General features: G+C 65.2%; 16 protein-coding genes. 9 read left to right on the forward strand and 7 right to left on the reverse strand.

Annotation, left to right across the window (positions count from 1 at the left end):
• Positions 1–5: 5 nt before the first annotated feature.
• From AC5RTS_RS04680 to AC5RTS_RS04690, 3 genes are all read right to left on the reverse strand, one after another.
• On the reverse strand, positions 6–1,091 hold the full coding sequence (locus tag AC5RTS_RS04680) for a PLP-dependent cysteine synthase family protein (protein WP_493990905.1): 1,086 nt from the start codon (positions 1,089–1,091) through the stop codon (positions 6–8).
• A 550-nt stretch (positions 1,092–1,641) separates the two neighbouring features.
• A complete protein-coding gene (locus tag AC5RTS_RS04685) occupies positions 1,642–2,763 on the reverse strand; it encodes a hypothetical protein (protein WP_493990906.1) in 1,122 nt (373 codons plus the stop codon).
• Positions 2,764–2,808: 45 nt separating this feature from the next.
• Positions 2,809–4,431: an AMP-binding protein gene (locus AC5RTS_RS04690; RefSeq protein WP_493990907.1), complete on the reverse strand. Its 1,623-nt coding sequence runs from the start codon at positions 4,429–4,431 to the stop codon at positions 2,809–2,811.
• A gap of 409 nt (positions 4,432–4,840) precedes the next feature.
• Between AC5RTS_RS04690 and uriH the strand changes: the two genes are divergently transcribed.
• Genes uriH through AC5RTS_RS04705 form a run of 3 tightly spaced genes read left to right on the forward strand, consistent with a single transcriptional unit; the run spans position 4,841 to position 8,160 of the window.
• Positions 4,841–5,788: a uridine-preferring nucleoside hydrolase UriH gene (uriH, locus tag AC5RTS_RS04695; protein ID WP_493990908.1), complete on the forward strand. Its 948-nt coding sequence runs from the start codon at positions 4,841–4,843 to the stop codon at positions 5,786–5,788.
• Positions 5,785–7,215 (forward strand): uridine transporter UriT, encoded by a 1,431-nt coding sequence (uriT, locus tag AC5RTS_RS04700; RefSeq protein WP_493990909.1) that lies wholly within the window; start codon positions 5,785–5,787, stop codon positions 7,213–7,215. The genes uriH and uriT overlap by 4 nt, the downstream gene beginning before the upstream one ends.
• Positions 7,216–7,239: 24 nt before the next feature.
• The gene (locus AC5RTS_RS04705) at positions 7,240–8,160 is read left to right on the forward strand and encodes a ribokinase (protein ID WP_493990910.1); all 921 of its coding nucleotides are present in this window, start codon (positions 7,240–7,242) and stop codon (positions 8,158–8,160) included.
• A gap of 62 nt (positions 8,161–8,222) precedes the next feature.
• Here the strand turns inward: AC5RTS_RS04705 and AC5RTS_RS04710 are convergent, their stop codons facing one another.
• Positions 8,223–9,047: a histidine phosphatase family protein gene (locus tag AC5RTS_RS04710; RefSeq protein ID WP_493990911.1), complete on the reverse strand. Its 825-nt coding sequence runs from the start codon at positions 9,045–9,047 to the stop codon at positions 8,223–8,225.
• A 112-nt stretch (positions 9,048–9,159) separates the two neighbouring features.
• Here AC5RTS_RS04710 and AC5RTS_RS04715 point away from each other — a divergent pair, with 112 nt between their 5' ends.
• Positions 9,160–9,801 (forward strand): hypothetical protein, encoded by a 642-nt coding sequence (locus AC5RTS_RS04715; protein ID WP_493990912.1) that lies wholly within the window; start codon positions 9,160–9,162, stop codon positions 9,799–9,801.
• 114 nt (positions 9,802–9,915) lie between these two features.
• On the opposite strand, the gene AC5RTS_RS04720 is transcribed toward AC5RTS_RS04715, so the two are convergent.
• Positions 9,916–10,089 carry a hypothetical protein gene (locus AC5RTS_RS04720; protein ID WP_493990913.1) on the reverse strand — a complete coding sequence of 58 codons (174 nt, stop codon included), beginning with the start codon at positions 10,087–10,089 and terminating at the stop codon, positions 9,916–9,918.
• 501 nt (positions 10,090–10,590) lie between these two features.
• Between AC5RTS_RS04720 and AC5RTS_RS04725 the strand changes: the two genes are divergently transcribed.
• Positions 10,591–10,773, forward strand: a complete 183-nt coding sequence (locus AC5RTS_RS04725; RefSeq protein WP_493990914.1) for a hypothetical protein — start codon at positions 10,591–10,593, stop codon at positions 10,771–10,773.
• A 32-nt stretch (positions 10,774–10,805) separates the two neighbouring features.
• On the opposite strand, the gene AC5RTS_RS04730 is transcribed toward AC5RTS_RS04725, so the two are convergent.
• Positions 10,806–11,174: a hypothetical protein gene (locus AC5RTS_RS04730; RefSeq protein ID WP_493990915.1), complete on the reverse strand. Its 369-nt coding sequence runs from the start codon at positions 11,172–11,174 to the stop codon at positions 10,806–10,808.
• A 144-nt stretch (positions 11,175–11,318) separates the two neighbouring features.
• Between AC5RTS_RS04730 and AC5RTS_RS04735 the strand changes: the two genes are divergently transcribed.
• The 3 genes from AC5RTS_RS04735 to AC5RTS_RS04745 are packed head-to-tail and all read left to right on the forward strand — an operon-like array spanning position 11,319 to position 13,099.
• Positions 11,319–12,074, forward strand: coding sequence for a hypothetical protein (locus AC5RTS_RS04735; protein ID WP_493990916.1), 756 nt, complete (start codon positions 11,319–11,321; stop codon positions 12,072–12,074).
• Positions 12,071–12,850: a hypothetical protein gene (locus AC5RTS_RS04740; RefSeq protein WP_493990917.1), complete on the forward strand. Its 780-nt coding sequence runs from the start codon at positions 12,071–12,073 to the stop codon at positions 12,848–12,850. Before AC5RTS_RS04735 ends, AC5RTS_RS04740 begins: the two co-directional genes overlap by 4 nt.
• A 6-nt stretch (positions 12,851–12,856) precedes the next feature.
• Positions 12,857–13,099 carry a DUF559 domain-containing protein gene (locus AC5RTS_RS04745; protein ID WP_493990918.1) on the forward strand — a complete coding sequence of 81 codons (243 nt, stop codon included), beginning with the start codon at positions 12,857–12,859 and terminating at the stop codon, positions 13,097–13,099.
• 152 nt (positions 13,100–13,251) lie between these two features.
• On the opposite strand, the gene AC5RTS_RS04750 is transcribed toward AC5RTS_RS04745, so the two are convergent.
• Positions 13,252–14,187 carry a DMT family transporter gene (locus AC5RTS_RS04750; protein WP_493990919.1) on the reverse strand — a complete coding sequence of 312 codons (936 nt, stop codon included), beginning with the start codon at positions 14,185–14,187 and terminating at the stop codon, positions 13,252–13,254.
• Here AC5RTS_RS04750 and AC5RTS_RS04755 point away from each other — a divergent pair.
• A complete protein-coding gene (locus AC5RTS_RS04755) occupies positions 14,186–15,595 on the forward strand; it encodes an aminotransferase-like domain-containing protein (RefSeq protein ID WP_493990920.1) in 1,410 nt (469 codons plus the stop codon). The genes AC5RTS_RS04750 and AC5RTS_RS04755 overlap by 2 nt on opposite strands.
• The last annotated feature ends 40 nt before the right edge of the window (positions 15,596–15,635 follow it).

A 15,635-nucleotide genomic window follows, 5' to 3' on the forward strand; every position in this document is an offset into this window, starting at 1 on the left:
GGACACTAGCTTCCTGCCGGCCACTGCCCCGTCCTGAACAGTTCCTCCAGCACGGCCGTCGCCGGGGCCGGATCCAGTCCGCGGGCAGCCAGCCAGGCGCTGTCGCCGTAGGAGGCGGCGTACCGGTCACCCGAGTCGCACATCAGCGACACAATGCTGCCGGCCCGCCCCTCGGCCTCCATCGCGGCGGCGAGCTGCCAGACACCCCAAAGGTTGGTGCCGGTGGACGGTCCGGCATGCAGGCCGGCGGTCCGCTGCAGGTGTTGGGCCGCGGCCACGGACGAAGAGTCCGGAACCTGGATCATATGGTCGATCACTGCGGGGATGAAGCTCGGCTCCGGCCGGGGCCGGCCGATGCCTTCGATCCGGGACGGTCCCCCGGCTGCCGGGGCCGCCGGGTTCTGCCAGGCGGGAAGGAACGCGGAGTTCTCCGGGTCCACGACCGCCAGCCGGGTGGGGTGGCGGTGGTAGCGAATATAGCGTCCCAGGGTCGCACTGGTTCCGCCGGTGCCGGCGCCCACCACTATCCATTCCGGCAGCGGGTGCTCTTCCAGGGACATCTGGCTGAAGATGGACTCGGCAATGTTGTTGTTGCCGCGCCAGTCGGTGGCCCGTTCGGCGTAGGTGAACTGGTCCATGTAGTGGCCGCCGGTCCGCCTGGCGATCCCTTCCGCCGCGGCATACACCTCGGACGGATCATCCACGAAGTGGCAGGTGCCGCCGTGCTGCTGGATCAGGGCGACCTTTTCGGCGCTGGTGGTCCGGGTCATCACCGCGATGAAAGGCAGGCCCAGCAACTGCGCGAAATATGCTTCCGAGACAGCCGTGGACCCGCTGGATGCTTCCACCACAGTGGTCCCCTCCGTGATCCACCCGTTGACCAGGCCGAAGAGGAACAGGGACCGGGCCAGCCGGTGCTTGAGGCTGCCGGTGCGGTGGGTGGACTCGTCCTTGAGGTAGACCTTCACCGCCCAGCCTGCCGGCACCGGGATCTGGAAAAGGTGCGTGTCCGCGGAACGGGCGGCTTCGGCTTCGATCCGGCGGATGGCGGCCTCGGACCAGCTGCGGTCCCGGGAAATAGGGGTAATCACCCGTCCAGCCTACGTGGCCCGCTGTGAGGGCTGGATGCGTGCCCTTCCCGGTATGTTTCCGGCAGGGGCTATCCGCCGGACGGCCCCGGTGCTAGGGTTCCCGGCATGGAGATCCTGATTTTCGAGTAGCGAGCGCACGCGCCCTCTCGAACCTTCGCAGACAACCATCCACCGCTTGTTGAGGCCCGGCCTCCGAGTCCTTCCGTCTGCAACTCCCCTTTACGGCCCGTTATAGCGGCCTGCCCGGAAGGGCCCGTGCCGGCATCGGCAGCACCAGTTACAGGAGTGAAGCCATGCGTGCACCGAAGAAGAAACCACTGGGTAACGAACCGTCCGTCCAACCCGTCCCGCCGCCGGCACCGGGACTGGAAATACATCTCGCCCCGTCGGCGGAGGCACGCCTCCACGACGCGGGGCAGGCTCTACCGGCTGGTACCGCCGAGTCTGCGCTACCCGGCTGGCAGAGCCTGGGAAAGGGCCATAAACCCACCCAGCCCACCGGCAGGCAGGGCCCCCGCGAGCGCAAGGTCCGCTGGTAGGGCCTGCCGCATCAGGACTGGCTGGCGGGCCGGAGCGCGTCCGCCAGCCAGTCCGCCAGCTGCGGTGTCCGGGGGCCCACTGCCTCCGGATGGGTGCAGGCCAGCAGCCGCCGCCAGGACTCGCAGCGGTGCAGGCTGGCCAGCCTGTCGGCGCCCTCAAGCATGAGCCGCATGTTCCCTTCCGCCCGAGGCCAGTAGTGCAGGTAGGCGCTGCACATGCGCTGGACGACGGCGTCGTCGGGCGGTGCCGGAGCAGGCCAGCTGCCGCTTGCCATCCGCAACGGCAACTGCAGCGCGGCAGCGGGGTGGGACCAGAAGGCATCCCCGAAGTCGAACAGCCGCACCCCGTCCCGCGTGTGGAAAGCGTTTCGCAAGGTGACGTCGTTGGGCTGGAGCGACAGGGGAATTCCGGAGCTGTCCAGTGCCCTGAAGGCAGCGGCGGCGGACCGCAGACCGGCCGCTAGGCGGGAGGCCTGCGCAGCCGGCAGATATTGAGGGTGGGCTGCCGGCAGCATGGCCAGGTCCTCGATCATGCCGGCGGCATACTCCTCCGCCTGGTCCGGACCCAGCACCGGCAAGCCGGCCAGCTGCAGTTCCCGCCCATGCGGGGCCAGCGCTGTCTGCATCCGCGCTGTCTGCTCCAGCAGCGCGTGCCAATGGGTTGCGGCGGGCTCCTCCCGCTCGGCAAGTACCGTCCCCCCGTCGGGAAGCAGCAGCCAGCCGCGTGCGGTGTCCACCGCCACCGGGGCGATGACGTGCCCGGGGACGAGCCGGGCCAGCTCCTGAAGCAATGCTGCTTCAAATGCCTGTCCGGGGTTGGCTGCCTTGAACCACAGGCGTCCACGTCCGGTATCCACCGTGAAGATGGCAGACCAGAAGCGGACCCGGTGCAGCGTCAGCGGGCCGTGGACAGGAACGGACTCGTGCCCGTCGGCGGCGAGCCGGGCACGGATCCACTGCAGCGCCTGGTCCCGGAAGACCTCCGACGTCCAGATCCCTACGTGGTCCGTCTCCCCGTCGAAGCGCCGCAGGGAATCACTGCTGTCCAAACCGTGTTCCGGACCGCCGGGACGGACCTGCGGCAACCGTCGGCTCCCCGGCCCGGTGACCGTGCGTTCGGAAGGTGGCTGCATGGCTACAAGCTAGAACGCACGGTCATATCCGGCAAGGCGGAGGCGTCAGTTGATCCGGGCTTCCAGACCCTCCCATTCCTGCGAGCGCAGCTCGTTCTTGCGGATCTTCCCGGTCGAGGTCTTGGGCAGGTCCAGGATGAACTCCACCGACCGCGGCGCCTTGTAGGAGGCAATCTGGGATTTCACGTGGGCCAGCAGCTCCTCGCCGGTGACCTCAGTCCCGGGGGTGAGCACCACAAAGGCCTTGGGCCGCTCGCCCCAACGCTCGTCCGGCACCCCGATCACGGCGACGTCGGCGACGGCGGGGTGGCTGGCCAGCGCCTGCTCCACCTCGATGGTGGAAATGTTCTCTCCGCCGGAGACCACCACGTCCTTCGAACGGTCCAGCAGCTGCACATAGCCGTCCGGGTGCATCACGCCCAGGTCCCCGGTGTGGAACCAGCCGCCGCGGAAGGCGTCGGCCGTTCCCGCCTCATCGCGGTAGTAGCCGGCCATCACGCAGTTGCCGCGCATCACAATCTCGCCCATTTCGACGCCGTCGCCGGCCACGTCCTCCAACTCACCGTCGGCGCCGGCGGCGTCCCGGACCACGCGCAGCCGCTCGGAGGTCAGCATTCCCACGCCCTGCCGCGCCATCTTTTTCGCCAGTGCGTCCGCATCCAGGTCCGCCCAGGCAGCCTGCGGCTCGCAGACCGCATACGGTCCGTAGGACTCGGTCAGCCCGTACACGTGCACCACGGTGGCCTGTAGCTGGTGGATCTTGTTGATAACGGTGGGGCTGGGCGGTGCGCCGGCCGTGACGATGGTCAGGGGATGCTCCAGCACATGGGCTTCCTCCGCGGTGGCGATGGCGGAGAGCACGGTGGGCGCTCCGGCCAGGTGGTCAATGCCGTGGGTGTCGATCAGCCGCCAGATTTCCGGGCCGCGGACGGCGCGCAGGCAGACATGCGTGCCGGATGCGGCGGTCAGGGCCCAGGTGGTGCACCAGCCGTTGCAGTGGAACATCGGCAGCGTCCACAGATACGTGGTGTCCGCGTCGAAGCCCTGGTGGTGCACCTCGCCGAGCGAGTTCAGGTAGGCACCGCGGTGCGTGTACATCACACCCTTGGGCCGGCCGGTGGTGCCGGAGGTGTAATTCAGGCTGATGACGGTGTTCTCGTCCTTGACGTCCCACGGCAGCGGTGTGTCGGTGCCGCGTGCTGCGAACGCGGCGTACGACGTCGTGCCCTCCACCGGGTCCTCGCTGCCGTCCTGCAGGGGTACCGCGATGACTTCGGTGACGGTTTCCAGTTCCGGCGCGGCCAGCGACCCCAGCCCACGGAGCAGGTCCGGATCGCCGAAGAGCAGCGTGGCGCCGGAGTGGTTGCAGATGTAGGCAACCTCGGGCGGGGACAGCCGGGTGTTCAGGGGCACCAGGACGCCGCCGGCCAGCGGCACCGCGTGGTGGGCGATGAGCAGCTCGGCAGAGTTGGTCCCGAGGAATGCCGCACGGGCGCCCTCGGTCAGGCCGGAGGCGCGCAATGCATGGGCGGCGCGGGTGACCGCTGCAGCGAACTCGCGGTACGTCAGCTGCCGCTCTCCGTCGATCACGGCTGTCTTCTCCGGATGCACTGAAGCGGCACGTTCCAGGAAGCGAAGCGGGGTCAAAGCGGTATCCAGGCCGGTCATATCTCTCCTATGAGGTGTAACGGGCCTTCCACGCTACATGGAAAATGAGGTGCGGATCACATCCGCTCCGTAGCGTCGGGACACATGGGCCGCAGGATTTGCGCCCCGGCCGGGCAAAGGATAAGGACCACTTTCCACCTAGGCAAATCCGCTGGCGGGAGCTCGGGAGCTCTGCGGAGCCGGAGTATTTCCTGTCCGCCCAACGCCGATAACCTTAAAAAGCAGTGCCCGCCCCCACCGGGGTTTACCGGCACCCGCCGCCCGCCGTTCCCGGCGGTCGGCCGGCCCTCGACACTCCGTACAACCATCGGTCCGCCATGCTGCGCGCCCGCCGGCCGTACCGGAGCGGGGCACTGCAACGCCGGAATTTCGGCTCCGGCGCGGGAACCCTCAACGAAGCGGAGATGCAATGCCCCACAAAATCATCCTGGACTGCGATCCCGGCCATGATGATGCGGTCGCCCTGCTGCTGGCACACGGCAGCCCGGAGATCGACCTCCTCGCGGTGACAACCGTCGTCGGAAACCAGACTCTGGAGAAGGTGACACGCAACGCGCTGGCGATTGCCCGTGTCGCAAATATCACAGGCGTCCCCTTCGCGGCAGGGTGCGACCGCCCCCTGGTCCGGACCATTGAAAACGCACCGGATATCCACGGCGAGTCCGGCATGGACGGCCCCGTCCTGCCCGAGCCCACGCTGGAACTGGATCCCCGCCATGCCGTGGACCTGATCATCGACACCGTGATGTCCCACGAACCCGGAACCGTGACCATCGTGCCGACCGCCGGACTCACCAACATCGCCCTCGCCGTGCGCAAAGAACCGCGCATCGCCGAACGGGTGAAGGAAGTTGTCCTGATGGGCGGCGGCTACCACGTGGGCAACTGGTCCGCCGTGGCGGAATTCAACATCAAGATCGACCCCGAGGCCGCCCACATTGTCTTCAATGAGAAGTGGCCGCTGGTTATGGTCGGTCTGGACCTCACCCACCAGGCACTGGCCACGGACGAGGTCGCTGCCCGCATCGCCGCCGTCGGCACCAAGCCGGCAAAGTTCGTCGGTGAACTCCTGGAGTTCTTCGGACAGACCTACAAGGACGCCCAGGGCTTTGATTTCCCGCCCGTGCACGATCCCTGTGCAGTGGCCTACGTGATTGACCCCTCCGTAATGACTACCCGCCGCGTGCCGCTCGACGTCGAGCTCACCGGCACCCTGACGCTGGGCATGACCGTGGCGGATTTCCGTGCCCCGGCGCCCGCTGACTGCACCACCTCGGTGGCTGTGGACCTGGACCATGAAAAGTTCTGGGGCCTTGTTGTTGACGCACTCGAACGAATCGGTGAGGTAAACCTGTGAGTGAAACCACCCGGCGCCGGGTCAACGTCGGCGCACTGATGACGGCACTGCTGGCAGCCTGCGTGGCCTTCCAGCTCAATGCCTCCATGCTCTCCCCCGCCCTGGTCACCATCGAAGAGGAACTGAACACCACTTCGGCGGCCGTGGGCCTGAGCCAGACGGCGTTCTTCACCGCCGCTGCGCTCTTCTCCCTGTTCCTGCCGCGGCTGGGCGACATCATCGGCCGCAAAAAGGTCCTTGCCGGCATGCTGGTGGTCCTGACCATCGGCTCCGTGGTTGCCGCCCTGGCACCGAGCATCGAGGTCCTTTTCATTGCCCGCCTGATCCAGGGCGTTTCCGGTCCGGTGGTCCCGCTGACCCTGATCATGCTGCGGGTGGAAATCACCGACGCGAAGCTGTACGGCACGCTCATGGGTGTGATCACAGCCGTGAACGGCGGCATTGCCGGTGTGGACGCCATCGCCGGCGGCTACCTGGCGCAGAACCACGGTTTTGCCTCGGTCTTCTGGGTCATGGCTGCCGTGGGTGCGGTCGCTGCCGCCCTGCTGTTCTTCCTGGCCCCTGAATCCACCGCCGAGAAGAAGGAAAAGATGGACTGGGTGGGCGTAGTGCCCCTGGTCATTTCCGTGGGCACCCTGCTGACCGCGTTCAACGAGGCGGGCAAACTCGGGGCCGCAAACTGGCCGCTGGTCATCGGCCTGATCGTGATTGCCGTGATCGCCTTCGTGGTCTTCTGGAAGGTGGAGAACCGGACCGAGCAGCCCCTGGTCGCCACCCACCTGCTCAAGCAGCGTTCCACCTGGGCACTGCTGCTCACCACCCTCCTGACCATGACCGGTGTCTTCGCCGTCATGAACGGCATCATCCCGGCCCTGGCGCAGGACGGCGCCGTCGGCTTCGGCATGGGCGCCGAGGAGTCCGCCTGGTGGACGCTCACCCCGTACGCCATCGCCGGCCTGGTCCTGGGGCCGATCGCCGGACGCCTGGCAGCGACCTGGGGCTACGGCAAGGTGCTGCGGATCGGCATGATCGGCTCCGTTATTGCCCTGACGCTGATGCTGCTGGTTGTCGGGGGCGACTCCAGGCTCGGCGTCCTGGGCGTCTCGGTGCTGATCGGTGTCACCTACGCCGGCATCGGCAACATCATGCTCAACGGCTTGGGCATTGTGCTCTCCCCGAAGGAAAACCCCGGCTTCCTGCCCGGCCTCAACGCCGGTGCGTTCAACCTGGGCGCGGGCCTGAGCTTTGCGGTCATCTACGCAGTGAAAACCGCAGCTACGCCGGCCGACGGCGTAGGCACCTCAGGCTACTACGCCGGTATTATTGCCGGTCTGGTGATCCTGGTGCTGGCCCTGGCCACGTCCTTCCTCATCCCCAAGCCCGTCAACGCCGAGGTCACCGCCAAGGCCGAGCCGGCCGACCGCTGACATCACGCCTAGGAGAATCCCCGCATGCCTGCCGGAAAAGTTGTAGTTGTAGGGTCGCTGAACGCTGACCTCACCGTCCGTACAGACCGTTTCCCCTCCCCCGGGGAAACCCTCAGCGGTTCGGAACTGGTGATTGTGCCCGGCGGCAAAAGCGCCAACCAGGCTGCAGCCGCCGCCATCCTGGGCGCCGACGTCCGGCTTTTCGGTGCCGTGGGCGCCGACGGGCACGGGGACCTTCTGCTCAAGGCGGCTGCCGACGCCGGCGTGGACGCCTCCCGCGTCCTGCGCCGCACCGGCACCGCCACCGGCACGGCCATGATTGTGGTGGACGCGGCGGGGGAAAACACGATCATCGTTTCCCCCGGAGCCAACGGCACCGTCACCGGTGCGGAACTGCCGGCGGACCTGTTCGACGGCGCCGCCGTGCTCACGCTGAGCCTGGAGGTTCCGCTGGAAGCGGTGACCGCCGCGGCACGGGCCGGGCACAACGCCGGCGCGCAGGTGCTGCTGAACCTCTCCCCGTACCGGGAGGTTCCGGCGGAACTGCTGTCTCTGACCGATGTGCTGTTGCTGAACACCCATGAGGCAGCGCTCGTCACGGGTCTGGCGGACCCGGCGTCGGATTGGGAAGCGGTCATCGCCGCCCTGGGCGCGCTGGGCGTGCGCCGCACCATCATCACCCTGGGCGGGGACGGCGCCGTCGTACTGGACGGCACCGCCTCCGGCGCCGGGAGGGTAGTGCCCATCGCACCCACCCGGGTCACCGCGGTGGACACCACCGGCTGCGGGGATGCCTTCACCGCCGCCACCGCCGCCCGGTTGGCTGCAGGGGATCCGCTGGCCGACGCCGCGGCGTTTGCTGCGCGGGCCGGGGCACTGGCCGCCACCCGGGAGGGCGCGCAGTCCTCGTATTCGGCGCTGCTGGAGCTGGCAGCAACGGCTTAGCTCCAAGCACCGCATAGGGTCCGGCATTCGCGCATAGTGTGCGGATGCCGGGCCCTTTGTCCTTAACTCCCGAACGACCCCTCAAGGAAATGCCGGTTCGCCTCCGCGCGCTCCAGCAGCTCCTCCCCCGTGAAGTACTTCCGGTCGAATTCTTCCCACTCGCCGACGAACATGGTCCACTCGCCGTCCACGCACACCGGCCAGCAGCGGCGGACCCAGTTGAGCTTCTCCCGGGCGTTGTTGCGGTTGTACGGATCAGTGCTGGTGTATTGCAGGACCGTGCAGTTATGGATCACCTGTTCCTTGTCTGCGTCCCGCAGCAGGAACTCCTCGTCGCTCCAGCGTTCCAGCACCAGGCGGGTGGCCCACATGAACTCCCCGTGGGTCACCAGGAGGACGTTCTCCCGGGCGTTCTCGCGGTGCAGGGTGCTGAGGATGTTGCGTACGCGGTTCTCGGCAACATTGGCGATGGATTCCCCCGCGGGTGGCGCCCAATACAGCGGGTCGCTGTCCCGGTATGCCGCGTTCTGCGAATACTTCCGGGCGAAGTCCTGCTTGGACATGGACCCGATCTCACCCCAGGAACGCTCACGGATCACGCGGTTCTCTTCCCAGCGCACATCCAGTCCCAGATGGGCGGCGGTCTCGCGGGTCCGGGTATAGACGGAGACCATGGCGCGGTCGAACTGGATATTCTGTTCGGCGATCCAGGCTCCGGCCACTTTGGCCTGCTGCACGCCCAGGTCCGTAAGCCGCCAGGAGCGGTCCGGGACGGTCATCGTCTCTTCGGTATACAGGCTCGGGTCCCCGGCCTTGGCTGCCCGTTGCATCACATTCGCTTCGCTTTGTCCGTGACGGACAAGAAACAGGTTGCGGGGCATAACCATCGGGGCCTCCTTGGATAGGCGAAAGTGATTCTGTTTTTATCCTATGCGGACCATCAATCAGCCTTTTCGCCGCGGAATTGGATTAGCCCAATCCGTTGGTAAACTCGCACGAATGAAACACACATCACAGCACCCTGTCCGCCGCCGGAGCGCGGGAGCGGCCATTGCCCTGTCGGCCCTGCTTGCGGTCACCGCCTGCGGCGGCGATGAGGCCGAAGCCCCCGCCGATCCGGCCCCCGTCGCCGTGGAAACCGCCACCACGCCTGCCGCTGAATGGCCCGCCGGTGATGAGAAGGGGACGCTCTCCAACCCGTACAGCCTGGGTGAGGAAATGGTCGACGGCGATTTCACGCTCACCGTCAACAGCGTCAATCTGGAGGGCAACGAACAGTTCAAGGCGATGGACAGCTTCCTCGGAAAGGTCGAGCCGGATCCCGGCAACACCTGGGTATTCATCAATGCGACCTGGGGATACACCGGTGATGAACCGGCCGATAACGTCGGCACCGATTTCTCCATCGTCAACGAGAACTGGGACGGCGGTTTTATGACCGACGACGAGTATGGCACCACGTTTAATTCGGTGTCCGCGCTGAAGGAGGGCGAAACCAAGGCCGACCCGGTGGAAAAGGGCTTCACTGTGACCGCCGATGCGGTCCTGCAGATGCCGATCGAACACGCGAACACCTCGAGCATGGTCAAGGTGAACTTCAACCACGGCGGAGCCAATGACTTCCTGGTGGCGCTGAAGTAGTTTCCAAGCGAATCGATGCCCCGGCCGCTGCAGCGGCCGGGGCATTTTTTTCTCACAAGCCGGCACTCAGATCAGCGGTCACGGTGCGGCCGATGAGGAGTCCGGATCCGCTGCCTATGTGTCCCGGTGCTGCTTGGGTTTGATGAGGCGTGCTGCGACTGCCCAGACGGCGAGGATGATCAGAGCGGTAATGAGCAGCTGAATGAGACTGACCGTGCCGCCCAGGACCACCGCATAAATGAAAACGGCAACAAGGAACAATGCCGGCGGGCCTATCCGATTGATCAATTTTCGATTCACCGCTGGGCCTCGATTCTGCTCGCGAGTCGGGTTATTTCGATTCCCCAAAACCCATCTCCGGCGGGCAGGCCGGATATTGGGACAAAGGAACAGAATTCCTTCAAAATACGGCTTGGGCAGCCGCGAGACAACCGGAGACAGATCGCCGAGCACGGCGCTGGCCATCGGTCGACGACGTGCCGGCAGCTCATAAGAAAACCCCTCCCGGTCGGCGCCATGCCTGACCAGAAGGGGTTTGCAGTGAAGGAGTGGAGCCCCCTGCCGGATTCGAACCGGCGACCCCCTGTTGTCGTGTCACCGTGACCTGACGGTTCCTCACAGTTCCCAGGATTGCCCCCTGATCAGGGCGAACGCTTGTTTTAGTGACGATAGTCTACCCATGAGTTCCCGTTGATTCCCGCCCAAACCGTGTCGTAAACGTGTAGCCAGAAGGGCAACCGCGACGACACCTCTGGAAACGACAACAAGACCAGCTGTCCAGTCATGGAGATGAGCGACAACCTCACGGAGAAGACCAAGACGCCGAAGCAGACGATTAACACGGTTGGCTACAAGATCTGGAAGGCGACGGTGGGCTGGTCGAGCATACGCACGTTCGCGCCGCTCCTGAGGGAGAGCAATCAGAAGGAAATTGATCACTTCTTCGAGAGGCTCTCGTCATCGGTGGACTAGTACATCCGCCGACGCCGGGCTCCCCCTCCGGTTCAGTCTTCGCCGGCTTCGGGTCCGGTAGGGAAGTCGGAGATCATGGCCAGAAACGCGTCGGACACGACGTGGGGGTTGTTGTCATTGCCGATCAGCTCGATGAGGATCGCATCGTCGCTGCATTCGAGCACCCTGTACTCAGCGCCGGCCTTGAACTCGAGCCCTTGGCCATCCATGCCGTCGGCCCGGACAGTGAAGACCTTATCCTTCAGCCCGCAAGGGGCCTTGCGTCTCTTGATCGCTTTCTTCAACGCGCCGAGTCCTCGCTTGCCGCCGGCCTCGGTCGTCCTGCCGACGACGTATCCCACACTCAATGTCGTGGCCAAGAGTCCGGCCGGCCCACCCACCTTCTTCGCAAGGGTCGTCATTAATTGATAGTTTCCGAGATTGCCCACTGTCGCCCCTCATCGTTGTGCACGTCAGGGAATTCTATCGGCGTGCATACACTTGGTTCCGGAAGTTGGCATCAGCGGACGGGACCCCGATCCGTCTCACCAGCAGAAGGGGGCAACATGGCACGCAAGATAGGCCCCGAGACGATGCTCGCCGAATGGCTCTTCGTCGAGACAGTCGGTGACGTCCAACGGCGGAGCGAGGATCCGGGCGCACGAAGCCGGTACGAATTGCTCGGGATCGCGCCGCTCCTGCGAAAGCTCCTCATCGACGGCCGCCCCCTCCTCAACACTGTCCGGGCAGCTCGCCCAGAGGAGCTGACGGAGTTCCGTATCAGGCAGTGGATCGCTCCGGAGGACGGTCAGCACGAAGAAGATCTGCCATACCTCCTCCGGCTTGGCGGACCGGAGCTCGTCGGTGGGCCTGAGGACCCGGCGCTGCCGAAGCTGAAGCAATTCATCGGCGCCAGGGTGGGCATGGTCCAAGGACGGCATCTGACCGTTCGCGAGGTGGTGAAGTACTACGCCAACGTCGAAGGAGGCGTCCACTTTGGCGTGCCTGAGGACGACATGCAACGCGCCCTAAATGAGGTGGCTCCCATTCTCCTTGGGCGATCGACCGGGCAGATCGAGATCCTCGCCCACCTCGGCACGATCGTTGTGAACGCGCTGACGCCACTGTGCGAGTCGATCCTCGCCTCGCCCCTGATCGACACGCGCATGCACCGGCTCAACGAGCGGGGCTTCTTTGCCGGCCACTGGACCGCGCACCCCTACACGCGATTACCCGAAGACCGGTCAAGGGTGATGGCTGATGTTGGCTCGGTCTTCGGCGGGGTTCGACTGCCGTCAGCGACAGGGACAACGATGCCTTGAACGCTTTCAACTTCTTCGAGGCAATTCTCGCCGACTCCCCCCAGACACCGACTAAGGTGTCGTCACGCACCTTTCGGAGCGTTATCGAGGAGGCGCTCATCCAGACCTACACGCGGAGCGACCTCGAGACGGTATTGGCCGAGGAGCTTCAACTGCCATGGCCGGAGACTGCCGAACATCAGCCAACCCACTCCGGATACTCGAAACGGGATGTCGTCAGGGCGTACACGGCGGACTGGGGTCTTCCCAGCCTCGTGGCCCTTACGCGACGCATCGTCGCTGAGCTTGAGGTAACCGGCGTCCTTCTGTCCGATCTGACTGCTCTGCTCGCAGAGTACGACCGTGGCGGAGGTGTCGGTACGCAGGCGAAGAACCTGATCATCGCTGCCAACGGACCGAAGCCTGAGCTTGTGCTGCGCGACGCGGTTAACAACGACATCGAGATCGTCCGCAACAGCGAGTTCTGCCTCGTCTACGACAGACCGATCCCTGCTGATGGCCTGACGTTCAGCGATCTAATCGAGTGGTGGCGAGAGCATGAGAGCTTCGAAGACACGATTCCGGCGCGTGACGTCGCATTGAACCTGCACAATCGCCTGCGGGCTTCCCTTGGAGACAATACGGTTGAGCTCCGTGTCTTTGACGCCTACGCGGGGCGCTACAAGGACGGCCAGTTCAACATCCCGGCTTTGGTCCCCCAGGTCTACCTGCACTTCGACCCCGCGACCCACTCGGCTCGTCGATCTGCTGGCCAGAGCAGAAGTCCGTTGGCATGACAGCGGATGGATTTCCTTATCCTGTTCTCCAGCACACATCGCGTGGTCCTCGAAGTTGACGGGAAGCAGCACTATGCGACCGGTGATACCGCGAGCCCGGCCCTCTACGGCGAGATGGTCGCCGAGGACCGACGGCTCAAGCTCGCAGGCTACGAGGTCTACCGATTCGGTGGGGCCGAGTTGATGAAGAACGGTGCAGAGAAAATGCTCATTGAGTTCTTCGACCAGCTCGCCGAGCGCATGAGTTGAGAAACAATTGGCGTCCTGAACTGTCAGCAGTCGGAACACTTCACGCACATTTCAACTTGGTCTATCCAGCTAGTCACAGGTGTATGACCTTCGGTGGCAACGGCGGCTTTTCACGGGTGCTCTGGGTGGGTGGTGTCGGGCAGAACGATCCCTCAGCGGGACGGTGGCTTGGGACGGTTGAGTCGTGTCCGTACAGCGATGCCGGCGCAGATTATGACGGCTATGCCTCCGATGATGGTGGTTGGCGTGAGGTGTTCGTTGAGTAGGAGGACTGCCCAGAGGATGCTGAGGACGGGTTGGGTGAGTTGGACCTGGCTGACTTGAGCCATGGGCCCGATCGCGAGTCCCCGGTACCAGGCGAAGAAGCCGAGGAACATGCTGATGACTGCGAGATAGGCGAAAGCGGCCCACTCGGTGGGGGAGCCGTTTTGTGGTTGCTGTGCGACGGCGGTGATGGTCAGGGCGAGCATCACCGGGGATGCGATGACGAGGGCCCAGGACACGGTCTGCCATGCGCCGAGTTCACGGGCGAGGAGGCCACCTTCGGCGTATCCGATGGCAGCAGCGAGGACTGCCGCGAAGAGCAGCAGGTCGGAGGCGGTGAGGTGTGTGAGGCCGCCGCCCTGCAGGGCGGCGAATCCGACAGCGATGACTGCGCCGATGGCCGCCATGACCCAGAACGACAGGGGTGGTCGTTCGTGGCCGCGGATGACGGCCATAACCGCGGTCGCTGCAGGCAGGAGTGCGATGACGACGGCCCCGTGGCTTGCCGGGGCGGTGGTGAGTGCGAAAGACGTCAGGAGCGGGAAGCCGACGACGATGCCGCCGGCGACCACAGCTAAGCGAACCCACTGGAACCTGGCGGGGAATCGTTGCCGGGTGAGGGAGAGGGCTGTGATGGCGAGGGCTGCAGCGATCACGGCCCGCCCGGATCCAATGAATAGCGGTGACAGTCCACCGACCGCGACCCTAGTGAAGGGGACGGTGAACGAGAATGCCAGAACACCGAGAAGGCCCCAGGCGAGCCCGGCCTGGGAAGACGATAGCGGCGTTGATGTTTGCAGGGTAGCGCTACTATGTGGGTTCATGACTAACGATAGCAGTGCGAGAATCGTGACCGCCCTCCGGGAGTGGATCGCCACTGCCCCTGCTGGTGCGAAGCTGCCGTCGACCCGTTCGTTGGTGGCCCGGTATGAGGCGAGCCCGGTCACCGTGCAGAAGGCATTGCGTACCCTGACTGGGCAGGGACTGATTGAGAGCAGGCCAGGGGTCGGGACGTTCGTTCGTGCTGTGCGTACCGCGAAGCCGGCCGACTATGGGTGGCAGACCGGGGCGCTGGGGTCCCCGCGTAACCGTTTGTCGCCGGCGCCGGCGTCGATGCGTGGTGCTCCCGTCGATGCGATTGCTTTGCATGGTGGGTACCCGGACCGGGAGCTCCTACCTGAACGACTGGTCCGTGCTGCCCTCGCTCGAGCTGGCCGCAGTGATGCGGCGCTCACACGGTCACCTATTGCCGGTGTGCCGGAGTTGCAGGCATGGTTCGCTGCTGAACTGGCTGCTGCTACCCCTGTCGGTGTCGCCGTACCTCAGGCAAGCGATGTGATCGTGCTTCCTGGTAGTCAAAGCGGGCTCAGTTCCATCTTCCGGGGTCTCGTCACCGACGGCCGGCCGTTGCTCATCGAGTCCCCTTCGTACTGGGGTGCGATCCTCGCCGCAGCGCAAGCCGGTGTGCGCCTTGTTCCCATTGCATCGGGTACGTCCGGTCCTGACCCGGACGACGTTGCCCGGGCGTTCGAGGAAACCGGTGCCCGGGCTTTCTACGCTCAACCGAACTACGCGAACCCCACCGGTACACAATGGTCCGCCAAGGCTGCACAGCAGATCCTCGACGTCATCAGGACCTACGGGGCGTTCCTCATCGAGGACGACTGGGCCCACGACTTCGGCATCACCACCGACCCCACCCCGGTAGCAGCCCAGGACGACAACGGACACGTCGTCTACATCCGATCCCTCACTAAGAGTGTGTCCCCGGCTCTGAGGGTCGCCGCGATCATCGCCCGCGGGCCGGCCCGAAACCGGATCATCGCCGACCGGGCAGCAGCATCCATGTATGTCAGTGGAATCCTGCAGACCGCGGCCCTGGACATCGTCACCCAACCCGGCTGGCAGACCCACCTCCGCGGGCTCCGCCACCAGCTACGCTCACGCCGGGACCTGCTCGTCGACAGCCTCGCCGACCACGCCCCACTCGCCCACCTCACCGCCATTCCGCCCGGTGGACTGAATCTGTGGTTGAGACTGCCCGATACCACCGACCTCCCCGCCTTTATTCGGGAATGCGAGATGCAGAACGTTCTTGTCGCACTCGGCACTGAATGGTTCCCCGCCGAACCAACCGGCCCCTTCATCCGACTCAACTACTCCGGCCCCAACCCCGGCGCCTACCCAGAAGCCGCACGCATCATCGGCCAGACCCTGAACCGCATCAGCTAGGAAAACACCACAACCTCGCCAGCGCCTGGAAGCTGATCCC

It is taken from the genome of Arthrobacter sp. MDT1-49-2 (assembly GCF_059090185.1).

What these genes read in the sequence shown, in the direction of transcription:
- AC5RTS_RS04690 (WP_493990907.1), bottom strand. Translation starts at nt 4,431, where the DNA reads ATGACCGGCCTGGATACCGCTTTGACCCCGCTTCGCTTCCTGGAACGT.
- AC5RTS_RS04745 (WP_493990918.1), top strand. Translation starts at nt 12,857, where the DNA reads ATGGATTTCCTTATCCTGTTCTCCAGCACACATCGCGTGGTCCTCGAA.
- AC5RTS_RS04715 (WP_493990912.1), top strand. Translation starts at nt 9,160, where the DNA reads ATGAAACACACATCACAGCACCCTGTCCGCCGCCGGAGCGCGGGAGCG.
- AC5RTS_RS04730 (WP_493990915.1), bottom strand. Translation starts at nt 11,174, where the DNA reads ATGACGACCCTTGCGAAGAAGGTGGGTGGGCCGGCCGGACTCTTGGCC.
- AC5RTS_RS04710 (WP_493990911.1), bottom strand. Translation starts at nt 9,047, where the DNA reads ATGGTTATGCCCCGCAACCTGTTTCTTGTCCGTCACGGACAAAGCGAA.
- AC5RTS_RS04755 (WP_493990920.1), top strand. Translation starts at nt 14,186, where the DNA reads ATGACTAACGATAGCAGTGCGAGAATCGTGACCGCCCTCCGGGAGTGG.
- AC5RTS_RS04685 (WP_493990906.1), bottom strand. Translation starts at nt 2,763, where the DNA reads ATGCAGCCACCTTCCGAACGCACGGTCACCGGGCCGGGGAGCCGACGG.
- AC5RTS_RS04735 (WP_493990916.1), top strand. Translation starts at nt 11,319, where the DNA reads ATGGCACGCAAGATAGGCCCCGAGACGATGCTCGCCGAATGGCTCTTC.
- uriH (WP_493990908.1), top strand. Translation starts at nt 4,841, where the DNA reads ATGCCCCACAAAATCATCCTGGACTGCGATCCCGGCCATGATGATGCG.
- AC5RTS_RS04725 (WP_493990914.1), top strand. Translation starts at nt 10,591, where the DNA reads ATGAGCGACAACCTCACGGAGAAGACCAAGACGCCGAAGCAGACGATT.
- AC5RTS_RS04750 (WP_493990919.1), bottom strand. Translation starts at nt 14,187, where the DNA reads ATGAACCCACATAGTAGCGCTACCCTGCAAACATCAACGCCGCTATCG.
- AC5RTS_RS04705 (WP_493990910.1), top strand. Translation starts at nt 7,240, where the DNA reads ATGCCTGCCGGAAAAGTTGTAGTTGTAGGGTCGCTGAACGCTGACCTC.